Origin of the sequence: Pedobacter sp. Leaf176, assembly GCF_001424305.1 — a bacterium.
Classification (GTDB): Bacteria; Bacteroidota; Bacteroidia; order Sphingobacteriales; family Sphingobacteriaceae; genus Pedobacter.
Map to the genome: position 1 here is coordinate 529,608 of NZ_LMPD01000006.1, position 15,422 is coordinate 545,029.

A 15,422-nucleotide genomic window follows, 5' to 3' on the forward strand; every position below is an offset into this window, starting at 1 on the left:
TTTAAAATTATGTTTTCATCCCTAATCAATTCTTCCGACAATATAACATTTACACTAAATGAGCTGATTAACGATGCCGTAAAAAACCATCGGGATGAAATAGCGCTTACTTTTGAAGATACAAACTTATCTTATTCTGATATAAATAAAAAAGCCAATCAAATAGCTCGTTTTCTTATCGCAAACAACATTAAACATGGTTCCAGAATTGCGATATCTACTGAACGTTCTATCGATATAATTTTGTGCTTGCTTGCCATCATTAAGACAGGAAGTGCCTATGTCCCTGTTGATGTTAGTTATCCGAAAGAGAGAGCAGGTTTCGTTTTAGCCAATTCCGAAGCCGAACTTTTTCTTATCTCTAAAAAGTATGACAGTAATTATTCAGATGTAGATACCAAAATTCTTTTTGTAGAAGATTGTGTGGAAAAAAGCATAAATCTATCATTTGAGAATGTGCAAATTGAAACGGATAAAGACAGCCTGATCTATATACTCCATACATCTGGCACGACAGGGAACCCAAAAGGTGTCTGTATGGCGCAAATTGCTTTGGTTAATTTACTTCTGTGGCAAAAGGAAATGTCTTTAGCAAAATCAAAAACTAAAACATTACAGTTCTCTCCTTTAAGTTTTGATGTTTCCTTTCAGGAGATTTTTGCAACACTAATTACGGGTGGAAATTTGATTTTAATTTCTGAGGATGTAAGATTAGATGCTTTTATGCTTCTCAACTTAATTTCCGAACAAGAAATTAATAGGATATTTTTACCCTTCGTTGCACTACAATCTATAACAGAAAGTGCATTGGTGAATAATATTTATCCACAATCGTTAAAAGAAGTGATGACAGCTGGAGAACAGCTTAAAGTTACGCCTCAGGTTGTAAACTTCTTTTCAAAAATATCAGATTCAATATTATATAATCAATACGGCCCGACAGAAGCTCATGTTGTAACTGAATTGAAGTTAACAGGAAACCCTAATGATTGGCCTGCCTTACCTAACATTGGTAAACCTATTTACAATACAGAAATTTTAATTCTTGATGAGAATTTAAATGAACTACCCGATGGTGAAACAGGAGAATTGTGCATTGCTGGATTATGCCTTGCAAAAGGCTACTTGAATTTGCCAGCACTAACTAATGAAAAATTTGTTACACTTCCGTCATCCCCTACCAGAATATACAGAACCGGAGATTTAGCGTTAAAACTTGATGATGGCAATATCGAATTTTTAGGAAGAAGGGATCTGCAAATTAAAATAAGAGGTTACAGAGTTGAACTCGGAGAAATAGAAGTAGCGATTGCGCATCAGAAAGACATTAGCCAGGTTGCTGTAGTTTTAAGAGAAGATATACCTGGGCGGCAAATGTTGGTAGCCTATTTAATTGGCAACCAAGCAAATTATGGACAAAATAAGTTAAAGGAGCTGATTGCACAACATTTGCCAGATTACATGATTCCATCGGCATTTGTATGGCTTTCGGAATTTCCTAAAACCACCAGCGGTAAAGTTGATAGAAAATTACTTCCGATACCAACTAACGAAAGACCAGATTCAAATGTAATTTTTAAAAAACCATCTTCACAAAAAGAAATAGAACTTGCAGATGTTTTTAAACAGCTTTTTGGCTATGATAGAATTGGTGTAAACGATAACTTTTTCGAACTTGGTGGAAACTCTTTGCTGGCTCAAAAAACAGTGGCTGGGTTGAAATCGAAGTTTAATTATATCTTGCCTGTAACTAAGCTCTATCAGTACCCTACTGTAGCAGAAATCGCTAAATTTTTAGATAAAAATTTAAGCATAAGTCAGATAAAACAGGAAAATAATCTTGGAGATAACTCAAGAGATATTGCAATTATTGGAATGGCTGCAAAATTTCCAGGTGCAAATACCATCGAAGAATTTTGGAACTTACTAGCAGAAGGAAAAGAAACAACCAATTTTTTTTCTGACATAGAGCTAGACAAAAGTATACCACAGTATTTGAAGCAGAATTCTTCTTATGTTAAAGCCAGAGGAATAATTGCGGATGCGGACACATTTGATGCTGCCTTTTTTGGAATAAATCCAAAGCTGGCAGAGTTGATGGATCCTCAACAAAGAATATTCCTCGAAATAGCAAATGAAGTATTGGAATCGACGGGTTATTTGCCGGCCAAAAAAAATGCCATAATCGGTGTTTTTGCCGGCAATGGTAACAATACATATTATGAAAATAATGTTTTAAGCCACCGTGATTTAATTGAAAATCAAGGCAAAACACAGGTTTTATCTGTAAACGACAAAGATTATCTCGCATCTCGAACGGCCTATCACTTAAATTTAAAAGGCCCTGCGGTAAGTGTTAATTCAGCTTGTTCTACATCATTACTTGCAGTGGCAACTGCTGTTAATAGTTTAAGAGCAAACCAATGCGAAGTTGCAATTGCTGGAGGTTCAAGCATTACTGCACCTATTAACAGTGGGCATATCTATCAGGAAGGCAGCATGTTAAGTGCAGATGGACATTGTACACCTTTTGATAATAACGCTACAGGCACCGTTTTTAGCGATGGCGTTGGCGCAGTTTTATTAAAAAAATTAGATTCGGCAATAAAAGATGGTGATACTATTTATGCAGTAATAAAAGGTATTGGTGTTAATAACGATGGCTTTGCTAAGAGCAGTTTTTCTGCACCCAGCAGCGAAGGTCAGGCAGGAGCAATAAGCGCTGCAATTGCAGATGCCGGTATTTCTGCATCCGAAATAAGTTATGTAGAAGCACATGGAACAGCCACGCCAATTGGCGACCCAATAGAATTTGAAGGTTTGGTTGATGCTTTCGGTTTACAAGCGGAAAAGCAATATTGCGCTATTGGATCTGTTAAAAGCAATTTTGGTCATTTAACGCACGCTGCGGGCGTCGCAGGATTAATCAAAACATCTTTGGCGCTTACGCATAAAAAAATTCCGGCATCACTTGGATACAGAACACCAAACCAAAATATCGATTTCACCAACAGTCCTTTCTTTGTAAATACTCAACTTACGGACTGGCAAAATAAAAACCGCATTGCTGGTGTGAGTTCTTTTGGCGTTGGTGGTACAAATGTACATGTGATCGTAGAAGAATTTAAAACTGCTGAACAGCAAGTTTCGAAATTAAAGCCAGCAGAATTAATCACATGGTCTGCAAATTCTGAATGGAGTAGAGAAAATTATGCCAAGGCATTAAACAATTGGTTGACTGATAAACCAGACCAGATACTTGCTGATGTTTCTTACAGCCTTCAAAAAACAAGAAATGACTTTAAATATCGCAGTTTTATAGTAGCAAATTCCGTTGACCAGTCAAAAGAATTATTAGCGAAGCATAATATTTACAATAGCAACTCTCTAACCGAAATACCTGAAGAAATTGTATTTACTTTTCCTGGTCAGGGTGCACAGCATTTAAATATGGGTTTATCAATTTATAATCAAGAACCCGTTTACAAAGCAGCAATTGACGAATGTGCAGGGATTTTGAAAAGATATATTGGTATAGACATAAAATCCATCATATATCCTGAAGAAGTAAATGATCTGTCGGTTGCAAATTTAAAAAATACAAAATACACTCAACCAGCCCTTTTTGTTACCGAATATGCATTGGCAAAACTTTGGATAAGCTGGGGGATTAAACCCACCAAATTATGTGGACATAGCGTTGGTGAATATGTTGCCGCACATTTGGCGGGCATCTTTTCTTTGGAAGATGGTTTACGATTGGTTGCAAACCGCGGTCAATTGATAAGCCAATTGCCAGCAGGCGCGATGCTTTCTGTTAGAGAAAGTAGTGACGTGGTTTCAGGTTTACTATTTGGCGAACTATCGATTGCTGCCATAAATAGCCCAAAAGTTTGTGTAGTTGCAGGTTCATTTGAGCAAATTGCCGAGTTAACCAAAATTTTAGATCAGGCCGAAATCGCCAATAAACCTTTGCTAACAAGTCATGCATTTCATTCATCAATGATGAATCCGATATTGAATGATTTTAGGAAAATCGTTTCTCAGGTAACATTATCTATTCCCAAAAAGGAAATTATATCAACAGTAACGGGTAATAAGTTGACCGAAAAAGAAGCATTAAGTGTTGATTATTGGACAAACCATCTAAGGGAAACGGTTCAATTTTCTAAAGCAATAGAAACTATACTTAATAACGATAATGCCATATTTATAGAAGTTGGCCCGGGAACGGTAACCAGCGCGCTAACCAAACAAATTGCTGCTGTAAAATCTATTAGTGCTCAAGTAATATCTAGCCTATCCGATAAGGAAAACGAATATGCTTCGCTTGTAAATGCGTTGGGGCAACTTTGGCTTAGTGGCGTTAATCCAGATTGGGATGGTTTTTACGCAGAGCAATCAAGAAAAATAATCAACATTCCAACCTATCAGTTTGATAAAAAAAGGTATTGGGTTGAACCATTGGCTATTCATACAAATGCAACAGAACAAACAATTGAGCGCAAAGAATCGTCTGAAATTATTCCTCTAAATACGACTGAGATGAGAACTAACAACCTGACAAATAAAGTAAAACAAATATTAGAAGATGCTTCAGGTATTGAAATTAATGAACGTGATACCGGAAGAAATTTCCTGGAACTGGGATTAGACTCTCTCTTGTTAACCCAAGTTGCAATTTCTTTAAAGCGTGAATTTAACCTGCCAATTACCTTTAGGAAATTGAATGAAGAATATTCATCAGTAGAATCACTTGTTAAATATTTAACCGAAAATACTTTACAGGATGAATCAATAGTTGTTAACAATCAAAATGACCAGCCTTCCAAGGCATACAACAATCCACCTGTAAGTTATTCTCAACAAAACAATGCTAATGTGACCGCTGGTGATAGTGCCTTGAGTTTAATTGCACAACAGTTAGAGATACTTTCCAAACAGGTACTTTTAATGCAGGGACATACACCTGTGAATAATATTCCTGCTCAACAAACTGTAATAAGCAATAATAAGATTATACCGAAAGCTTTAGATGTTGATTTATCGGCCGATGAAAAAGCAGAGATTCAAAAACCATTTGGAGCAACACCAAAAATTGAACGCCAGTCAAATGATTTAAATCAAAAACAGATAGATTTTATTTCAAGATTAATAGATCGGTACAATAAAAAAACCATCAAAAGTAAAGAATACACTAAGAATAGCAGGTCATATATGGCCGATCCAAGGGTTGTATCGGGTTTCAGGCCTGCAACTAAGGAACTTATTTACCCCATCGTGGTCAATAAATCGAGTGGAAGTAAGCTATGGGACATTGATGGAAACGAATATATTGACGCTTTAAATGGATTCGGATCAAGTATGTTGGGCTATCAGCCAGAGGTGATTAAGAATGCGATGCATGAGCAGATCGAAAAAGGTTACGAAGTAGGTCCACAGCACGAATTGGCAGCAGAAGTTAGTAAGCTAATTTGCGAATTTACAGGATTTGACAGGGCCGCACTTTGCAGTACAGGTTCTGAAGCGGTATTAGGTTGTATTCGTATCGCCAGAACAGTAACAGCCCGTTCGCTAATTGTTGCATTTACAGGCTCTTACCATGGCATTATTGATGAAGTTTTGGTTAGAGGAACTAGAAAATTAAAGTCTTTCCCTGCCGCCGCCGGAATTATGCCCGAAGCCGTACATAACATATTAGTTCTTGATTATGGAACCGATGAATCACTGGAAATTATCAGACAAAGAGCCTCTGAAATTGCTGCAGTACTCGTTGAACCGGTTCAAAGCAGAAGGCCGGAGTTTGTTCCAATAGAATTTTTGAAGAAGGTTAGACAGATTACTTCAGATCAAGATATACCATTGATTTTCGATGAAGTAATTACTGGCTTCAGGATGCATCCGGGAGGTGCACAAGCCCTATTTGGCATTAAGGCGGATCTTGCATCATATGGTAAAGTCATCGGAGCGGGTGTGCCAATTGGGGTAATTGCAGGTAACAGTAATTTGATGGATGCTTTGGATGGTGGCAGCTGGGAATATGGCGATGATTCATACCCGGAAATAGGTGTAACTTATTTTGCAGGAACATTTGTAAGGCATCCATTAGCGCTCGCATCTGCAAAGGCTTCTTTAAATTATATGAAAGAAAAAGGGCCTTCCTTACAGGCAGAATTAAACGATAAGGGAGCTTATTTAGCCAATGCAGTTAATGCAGAATTTGATAAAAGACGACTGCCAATTTATGTTGCAAATTATGGATCATTATGGAAAGTTAAGTACCATGAAGAAATTCCATACAGTGAACTAATGTTCGCATTGATGAGGGAGAAAGGAATTCATATCCTGGATGGGTTTCCTTGTTTTATTACAGAAACGTTAACTTATCAAAATATAGATGAGATAATTAGTTGCTTCGTAGAAAGCATGGATGAGATGATTGAAGCGGGGTTTTTCCCATCAATAAACGAAATTAATAGCGATTTTCAAGTTGATGAAGTGGTTGTCGATAAAAATAATCCTCCGGTTAAAGGTGCCAAATTGGGAAAAGATAGAGATGGAAATCCAGCATGGTTTGTTCAGGATTCAAATCAAGAAGGAAAATACCTTCAGGTTAAACTTAGCTAAGGAATATGGCAGAGGCTAATTTTATAGAAGTAGATTACAACCCTTTTGAAGACGGGAAGGAAATTGAGAAAGTTATTATTTTAAATGAATCTCAAAAAGAGATTTGGCTATCCTGTGTCATTGGCGGCGACGAAGCCAGCTTAGCATATAACGAGTCTGTTTCATTAAATCTTAATGGACGATTCAATTTTGAAGTTTTCCAAGAAGCTGTAATTATGGTTACTTCTCGCCACGAAGCTTTAAGATCGACAATTTCTAAAGACGGAGAGAACTTAATTGTTTACAATCAGGTGGAAAATAAGGTAGCTTATTATGATTTTAGTCAAATAGATTTAATACTTGCAAAGGAAAAACTGAAAGCATTTGTAAACACCAAAATTAGTGTTCCATTCCATCTTTACGATGGCCCGTTGTTTAAATTATTTATTCATAAACTTGATGATAGAACACATTATTTCACAATCATCATTCATCATATTATCGGAGATGGTTGGTCGCTTGGAATTATTCTGGAAGATTTAAGCAATTGCTACAATGCTTGCCTAAGCGGAATCAAATCTACACTTCAATCTCCAGATCAAATAAGCAAATATGCGTTAGAACAAGTAGCATTTAATCGTACAAAAGAATACGCCCAAACTCAGGAGTATTGGCTGAATCAATATAAAGACGATGTTCCGGTATTGGATATGCCGCTGGATTTTAGCCGACCAACAACTAGAACTTACAAAGGTAAACGAAACGATTATGTTGTTGATAAAGAACTTTATGAATCGGTTAAGGGCCTTTCGATAAAATCAAAAAGTAGTGTTGTATCTACATTAATCGCAGCATTTGAAGTTTTTTTATACAACCAAACCGGACAAGAAAATATTGTATTAGGTTTACCAGCAGCCGGACAGTTGGCTTCAGAAAATTTGAACTTAATTGGGCATTGTGTGAACTTATTGCCGCTAAGAAGTAAGATAGAGCCAAGCATTTCATTTATTGATTATTTGCTGAAGCGAAAAAATGAAATTTTAGATGCTTATGATCATCAGCGACTGACCTTTAGCGAATTATTAAAAAACTTAAACATTAAAAGAAACAAAGCTAATATTCCATTGGTTCCTGTAGTTTTTAATGTTGATAGAGGAATGGATGATGCAGTCAATTTTTCTGGCTTAACACATCAAATTATATCAAATCCAAGAGTTTCGCAAACCTTCGAAATTTCATTAAATGTTAATGGATCAAAAGATTCGATGATTTTTGAATGGGCATACAATACACAACTATTTACTTCGGAAACGATAAATAGAATGATGGATGATTTTGTTTCATTGCTTGCAGTTATTTGTGAAAATCCTGATACGTTAATAGCGGATACAGCTTCTAATGTAAATCCGTTTCCAAACGTCACACCATCACTTTTGGATTTTCCTCAAAATCTTACTGTTCTAGATCTATTCGAAAATGCTGCCGCAACCAAAGCCAATCATACTGCTGTGGTCTGCGAGGGTAAATCAATATCTTATAAAGAGTTAAACCTTAAAGCCAACCAATTAGCTAATTTCCTAAAAAGCAGATACTTAAATAATAACATATTAATACCAATATGCTTTCATCCCGCTTTGGAAACAATTGTAGGTATATTAGGAATTCTAAAAGCAGGATATGCGTATGTTCCAATAGATCCTGAATACCCAATTTCCCGAATTAAAACCATTACCGATGATATAAAATCTGAAATCATTATTAGCGATACCATAAGCGCTAAAAAACTTGAAGAGTTATCTGATCTTGAAATAATAAGATTAGACGATGTAAAATCACTTGTTTGGCAAGAAAAATCATCAAAACCACCGCTAAATTCTGACCCATATTCTTTAGCTTATATCATATACACTTCCGGTTCCACCGGAATCCCTAAAGGTGTTATGATTCAACATATTGCACTAAGCGATTATCTTTTTGGATTACGCAACAAAATTAGTGAATTAAAAAATTGTGAAAGTTTTGCATTGGGCTCTGCAATTTCTACAGATTTGGGCAACACCACCCTATTTAGCGCATTAACCTTAGGCGCTCAACTACATATTTTCGCAAAAGACAGGTTTAATAATGCTGATTACATTCACCAGTATTTTACTAACAATACAATTGACTTCTTAAAAATTGTTCCATCACAATGGAAGTTTTTAATGAATCAGAAGCAATTATTAACGCCTAAAAAGATTTTAATGTTTGGTGGCGAAGCTTTACCTGCAGAATACATCAATTTAATAAATGCTTCAAATGCATCGTGTAAAATCGTTAATCATTACGGCCCAACAGAAACAACAATAGGCAAACTGATTCATATAGTTGATAAAAATTATAACTATCCAGTAATTATTCCAATTGGTAAACCATTTTCCAATACCTCTATATACGTATTGAATAAAAATTTAAAAAATTGCCCGGTCGGTGTTCCAGGTGAACTTTATATTGGAGGTTTAGGTTTAGCAAAAGGATATTTAAATAACGTTAAACTCACCGAAAGTGTATTTATAGATAACCCAAACAGTAGTAAAAAAGAAAAAATTTACAAAACCGGCGATTTAGTCAAATGGCTGGCTAACGGAGATATTGAATATCTTGGAAGGATTGACGACCAGATTAAAATAAGAGGTAACCGCATAGAACTTGGTGAAATTCAAAATGCTTTACAAAAGCATCAAAACGTAAAGCAATCCGCTGTTTTTGCAGTGGAAGTTGAACAAAGGGAAAAGGAATTGGTTGCGTACTTAGTACCGGAAACCAATTTTAAAAAGGATGAGGTAGTGCAGTTTCTTAGAAAACAACTGCCTGAATATATGGTTCCTAAAATATTCGTTGAATTGGATAAAATTCCTCTGACATCAAACGGTAAAGTTGATAGAAAAGCCTTACCCGATTTTAATTTAGGAACTCAGTTAGATAAAGACGATTTTTTTGAGCCTCAAAATGAGATGCAAAAAATTGTTGCTGGTATTTGGGCTAAAAACTTAAACCTAGAAAAAATCAGCATTAAGGATGACTTTTTCGAGCTTGGCGGACATTCAATGATCGCCATCAAAGTTATGGTCGAAATCGAAAAGCAAACAAACCTTAGATTGCCACTTTCAATTTTATTCGACAATTCTACAGTAGAAAAATTCGCTTCGCAATTGAATAAATCAAAGCAGGATATCAACTGGGACTCTCTAATACCAATTAAATTATCGGGCACGAAAGCTCCAATATATATTGTTCATGGTCAGGGTATGAATATTATAGTGTTTAAACCCCTTGCTAAAGAAATAGATCCCGAAAGACCAATTTATGGCTTGCAACCTAAGGGTTTAAATCCTGAAATTGAGCCATTTACTACCATTGAAGAAATTGCAGCCGATTATGTTAGTGAAATATTAGCTAATAACCCTTCCGGTCCTTATTTAATTATGGGCTACTCATCTGGTGGAACCATCGCGTTAGAAATGTCTCATCAAATGGAAAAAATGGGTAAAAAAATATCTTTTATGGGTCTTTTAGACACCTACTTTGATGGAGAAAGTTATACTCAGCTGGCAACTGGTCATAAACACAAAGAGATTCTGGAACGAACGTTTAAATTTATTGGATTTGGTTTTGTGTATCTATTTAGACACCCAAAAGAATTCCTGCGCCATAAAGTGAATTTTAGCCTGGGCACCATGTATAATATTTATAAAAAGATAAAGCCAACTAAACGCGATTTATCAGATCCTAAATATGTTCTAGGTAATATTCAAGCTGCACATGCAAAAGCTTTTAGCAAATACAGTATTAAGAAATATAACGTAGACGTTCACTTGTTTAAATCAAACGATATTTTATTGAGTTACATCCCCCATTCAGAAACAAATGGATGGAAACCTTACATTAACGGTAAGCTAACTGTTGTCGACGTTCCGCTTGAGCACCTTCAATTTTTTAAACCTAATTATGTACAGACTTTATCAGATCAGTTAAACGCAGTTTTAAAAAAAATCAATCATTAATTAATTACTTGAATAATCTTATAAGCGATTCACTACTATGGGAAGATTTTAACGAAAATTTTAATCTAGATAAATCTCATATTCACATTTTTAAAATTTCCCTTGATAGTTACCAAGTAATTAAAAAAAGTTACGAGTTTATTTTAACTGCTGATGAGCTGAGTAAGGCAGCTAGATTTACTCAAGAACCTGATAGAATCAGGTATATTATTGGAAAATTTTACAGCAAAATGCTATTAGCAAAAATACTGAACGAAAATCCTGCAGATATAGGTTTTGAATTTAATCAATATAAAAAGCCTTACGTTAATAATATACATTTTAATATAAGCCACAGTGGTGATTTTGTTGTAATAGCGATAAGTAAGAATGCTATAGGAATTGATATTGAGCTCATCAATCCGAATTTTAATTATGAAGAACTTATATATCAATGCTTTGGAGATGACGAAATTAAAGTAATAAAGGATATGGATAGTTTTTATCTTTTCTGGACCAGAAAAGAAGCCTTATTAAAAGCAACTGGAGAAGGCTTAACGGATAACCTCCCCGCCATTAATTGCACAACAAGGTTTGAAGAGCGATTTGGTATTCAGTATGAACTGAGAAGTTTTAAATTAGATGAAGGCTATTTTTTAAGTACGGCATCATCAGAGCATAACAGCGTTTATAAAAATTGGCACTTAAAATAATAAGTTATATCGTAAATTTTTCTTAAAACAATGTTTAAGCCGACCGAATATCTTGACCACAGCATACGCTTAAGCTAAAAAATTATAATTATAATTGTATACTAAATTTCATTTTCATCCATGGAAATTCAAAGAGTTGATAACATTACGCACCAGGAATTTTTAAAAAATTTCTACGAACCAGGTATCCCGGTTGTTTTTAAAAATGCATCCAGCGTTTGGAAAGCTAAAGGATTATTCTCTCCAGAGTGGTTTAAAAATAACTATGGTGAAAGAATTTTAAATAAGGAAGGTAAAACTTATACCATGAGTGAGGTTTTTAATTTAGTGGAAAACAGCACTGTCGAAAATCCAGCACCATATCCATTAAAATATAATATTACAACCGATATACCTGAGCTGTTGCCACTCATTCAACCATTAAATTTAAACTATGCTTTACCAAATTGGCTGGAGAGTCAGTGGTTTAAAAAAGGCTATTGGGGGAGTGCAACGGAACTATTTATCGGCGGCCCAGGTGGTAAATTTCCGTACCTACATTTAGATTATTACCATTTAAATGCGTGGATTACGCAATTATATGGAGAGAAGCAATTTACGGTTTTCCCAAGAGGACAAGAAGACCTTCTTTATCCTAAAGCTGATGACCCATGGCGTTCTGAAGTAAATATTTTTGAACCTGATTACGATAAATTCCCTAAATATAAAGATGCTACCCCAATACATTTTACGGTTGGTCCAGGCGAAACCTTATTTATACCATTTGGTACATGGCACTCGGCTTATTCGCTAACAACGACCATTTCTGTGGCTTTTGATCAGTTGAATGAAAAAAACTATAAGCCATTTTTGAAAGATGTTTGGAATTTTAAAAGACGCCAGGGAATTGTTAAAGCACTAACAATGCATAGTTATGCCTGGCTTGGTTGTAAAATTGGAAATAGCTTAAAATAAACGATAAGTGTTTTTACTTTTTCAGATTTTTAATAAAAATTGATTAACTTCTATATCTAAACAAACCAAATCATGGCTGCTCTTAAAGAAACTTTAAAGAAAATAATAAAATTTCACCCATACTCGCATGTTAAACCACTTAAAAGTTTAATTCATGTAGGTTCAGAACACCATGGTTATACCATCCCAAACCATTACTTAGATAAAAATTCAATATGCTATTGTATAGGTGCAGGTGAGGATATATCTTTTGATACAGAATTGAAAGTTTTATTCGATTCGAAAATTTTCATTTTTGACCCAATGCCTGAGGGCATAAACTATTTCCAAAAATTAAAAGAGACTTTAGCTAATGGTGAGACATTTGGAGTATTTGATGATAAAAATTTTCTTTATCGCTTAAATAGTGAACAGATAAATGAAATAGTGTACGTAAACAAAGGTGTTTGGGATGAAAAAACGACCCTAAAGTTTTATGCACCACAATTAGAAAATTATGTTTCTCACTCTGTTTATCTTTTCCAAGACTCTGACGATTACATCGAAGCACCTGTAGATAGGCTAAAGAATTTTATGCAGGAGTTTGGCCATACCTCAGTTGATTTGGTTAAAATCGAAATTGAAGGGGCTGAATATACTGTTATTGATAGCATTTTAAACGACAACCTCGACATCAAGATAATTTGCATAGAATTTGATGAAGTTTACCATAAAAAAGATTTAGCACATAAACTCAGAATAAGAAAATCATCTAAAAAACTTATGAAAGCGGGTTACGTTATGGTTCATTCTACCTATATGATGAAAAGAACTTTTGTACGTAAAGATGTTTATGATTTATTAAAATCCAAAGAATAGTTGTCTCTCTAAGTTTTTCGCAGCGAACGTTCCCATGCAGCACTTTGGTTTTTTTTGTAATAGCGAATCATTCCTGCTAATACAGCGTAATTCATTATGCAAAAGTAATAAGGAATAAAAAAAGCTTTTATCTTAATGTTTTTTTGTTCAAAAAACCAACCCAATGCACTTAATATGTAGAATAAAACCTGAGCAGTAAAAATAATCTGATATAATATCAGGTCGGTTTTAAGTACAATTAACAAGTTAATAATCACCAGCAAAATCAATAAAAACGGAGTGATAGTCCACCTTAAAACCCGGTGAGATATGTACTGAAACGTAAGTACGGGGTAATGAAATGGGTTGGCTGCTTTCTTTAGCCTTAAAATAGATTGAATACCACCCGCAGCCATTCTTATCTTTCTTTTCAACTCCTCTTTTACATTTGCCGATGATGTTTCTGACGCATACGCTCCTGGTTCATACGCAATAATAAATCCCTTTTCTGCAATTCGCATGGCGATCATGTGGTCATCAATAATCGTATCCGATTCAACAGGTTGATAAAGAGAAGTTCTAATACTAAAGAGCTCTCCGGCTGCACCTACATTGGAATAGAGCTCATAATCCCATTTTTTTAATTTCGACTCGTATTTCCAATAAAATCCTTCACCCGCAGAACTTGCATCAGCAAGCTCTTCTACTAATATTCTTTTTTCGCCTGCTACAGCACCCACCTTAGGATTTTGGTAATGCTTTACGAGTTCATTTATAGCTGCTTTATTCAAAAAGGTATTTGCATCGGTAAATACTAAAATTTCATTCTTTACATAAGGCATAGCTCTTTTTATAGCAGCCATTTTGCCTGTCCTAATATTTTCGTGCAATAATTCTATTTGGCTGTATTTACTTACCCTTTTTGCAGTTTCATCAGTAGAACCATCCGTTATAAAAATAATCTGCATTTTGCTTTCTGGATAATCTAAATCGAGTGTGTTTAGAATTTTCTCATCAATAATATCTTGCTCATTCCATGCAGCAACTAAAATTGTTACCGTGGGTACTTCGGCATCAACATTGAAAGAAAATGGTTTTGAAAAAAGTCTTTTTATTTTAACCAGCAGCAACAATAAAAAACCATAACCTACAAATGTGTAAATTATAAGAAAAAGGGAAATCCAGAAAGCTATGATCATTTGGGATGTTTAAATTTTAAAACCTAAGTTTTTACTGTTTTTAGCATTGGTGAAATTCCAAAGAATGCCACGAAAAACCCATTTTGCTAAGTCTTTACGACCGTTTAACAGGTATTTACCCGCCTGCTTTGTACAGGCTATAAAAATATAATAAATAGTGAATAATACCGTGTTCAGGAAACCTGTATTTCTTCTTATGAAAAGCATGCGATTACGGGTCATGAAGTAAGTTTTGATTGCACTCTCCTTCCCTACACTCATGGACTCTTTATGGTAAATTTTAGTTTTACCTGTAAACCATATTTTTTTACCAGCTTTCCTAAACCTTTCACACCAATCCAGCTCTTCGTAGTAAAGAAAAAATTCATCAGCCATTAGCCCTACATCGTCTAAATCAGCTCTTCTACACATCATTGCTGCACCGTGGCAATAACCTGTAGCTCGACTGTCGTCATCAAATTGACCAATATTTTGCTGCATACTACCAATACCACTATTCCTGCAAGTTAAATAGTTCATGTCTGTAAAGCCGGCGTATTGAATGGTTTCGGGTTCGTCGTAATATAAAATCAAAGGCGATAACAAACCTATCTCGGAATTACATTCCATCTCACTAACCATAACGTCTATTGTGTTGGAGGTAATCTCCGTATCGTTATTTAATAGCAACAGGTAATCACCAGTTGCGATTTTGATACCCAGGTTATTTCCACCAGCAAATCCTAAGTTTTGATTAGAACGGACATAAACTAAGTGAGGACAAATAGTTCTATATGCATGCTCATATTCTTCAATACTCCCATTATCAACAAAAACTACTTCCACATTATAATTAGAGGAGTTTTGTTTCAACGAATTTAAAAAATCCAAATTAACCTGATGCTGATTAAAATTAACTGTGATGATTGATACTGACTTCATTATTGGGTAAAAATAACGAAATAACACCAACTAAATAATATAAAATGAAACTAAATCTGTAGTTTATTGTTATGTAAGACTTGAGCAAATATTCAATATCAGTATCTGAAATTATACAGAAAAGAATAATAATTATCCAATAATCAGGACTCAATTTTAATTTATATTTC

General features: G+C 34.9%; 7 protein-coding genes. 5 read left to right on the forward strand and 2 right to left on the reverse strand.

Features of this window, described 5'->3' with window-relative positions:
- Positions 1-9 precede the first annotated feature (9 nt).
- The 5 genes from ASF92_RS18260 to ASF92_RS18280 all read left to right on the forward strand — a co-directional run bounded on the left by ASF92_RS18260 (position 10) and on the right by ASF92_RS18280 (position 13,153).
- Positions 10-6,627: a type I polyketide synthase gene (locus ASF92_RS18260; protein ID WP_056096665.1), complete on the forward strand. Its 6,618-nt coding sequence runs from the start codon at positions 10-12 to the stop codon at positions 6,625-6,627.
- A 5-nt stretch (positions 6,628-6,632) separates the two neighbouring features.
- Positions 6,633-10,649, forward strand: a complete 4,017-nt coding sequence (locus ASF92_RS18265) for a non-ribosomal peptide synthetase (protein ID WP_056096668.1) — start codon at positions 6,633-6,635, stop codon at positions 10,647-10,649.
- A gap of 8 nt (positions 10,650-10,657) precedes the next feature.
- A complete protein-coding gene (locus ASF92_RS18270) occupies positions 10,658-11,341 on the forward strand; it encodes a 4'-phosphopantetheinyl transferase superfamily protein (protein WP_056096672.1) in 684 nt (227 codons plus the stop codon).
- 120 nt (positions 11,342-11,461) lie between these two features.
- Positions 11,462-12,295: a cupin-like domain-containing protein gene (locus ASF92_RS18275; protein ID WP_056096676.1), complete on the forward strand. Its 834-nt coding sequence runs from the start codon at positions 11,462-11,464 to the stop codon at positions 12,293-12,295.
- 72 nt (positions 12,296-12,367) lie between these two features.
- Entirely contained in the window at positions 12,368-13,153 is a 786-nt protein-coding gene (locus ASF92_RS18280; RefSeq protein ID WP_056096679.1) for an FkbM family methyltransferase, read from the forward strand.
- Positions 13,154-13,161: 8 nt separating this feature from the next.
- Here ASF92_RS18280 and ASF92_RS18285 read toward each other — a convergent pair whose 3' ends face one another.
- Together ASF92_RS18285 and ASF92_RS18290 are read right to left on the reverse strand one after the other, a co-directional pair.
- Complete coding sequence (locus ASF92_RS18285; RefSeq protein ID WP_056096681.1) at positions 13,162-14,331, reverse strand: glycosyltransferase family 2 protein; 1,170 nt, start codon at positions 14,329-14,331, stop codon at positions 13,162-13,164.
- Between the two features lie 9 nt (positions 14,332-14,340).
- A complete protein-coding gene (locus ASF92_RS18290) occupies positions 14,341-15,252 on the reverse strand; it encodes a glycosyltransferase family 2 protein (RefSeq protein ID WP_056096684.1) in 912 nt (303 codons plus the stop codon).
- Positions 15,253-15,422 lie beyond the last annotated feature (170 nt).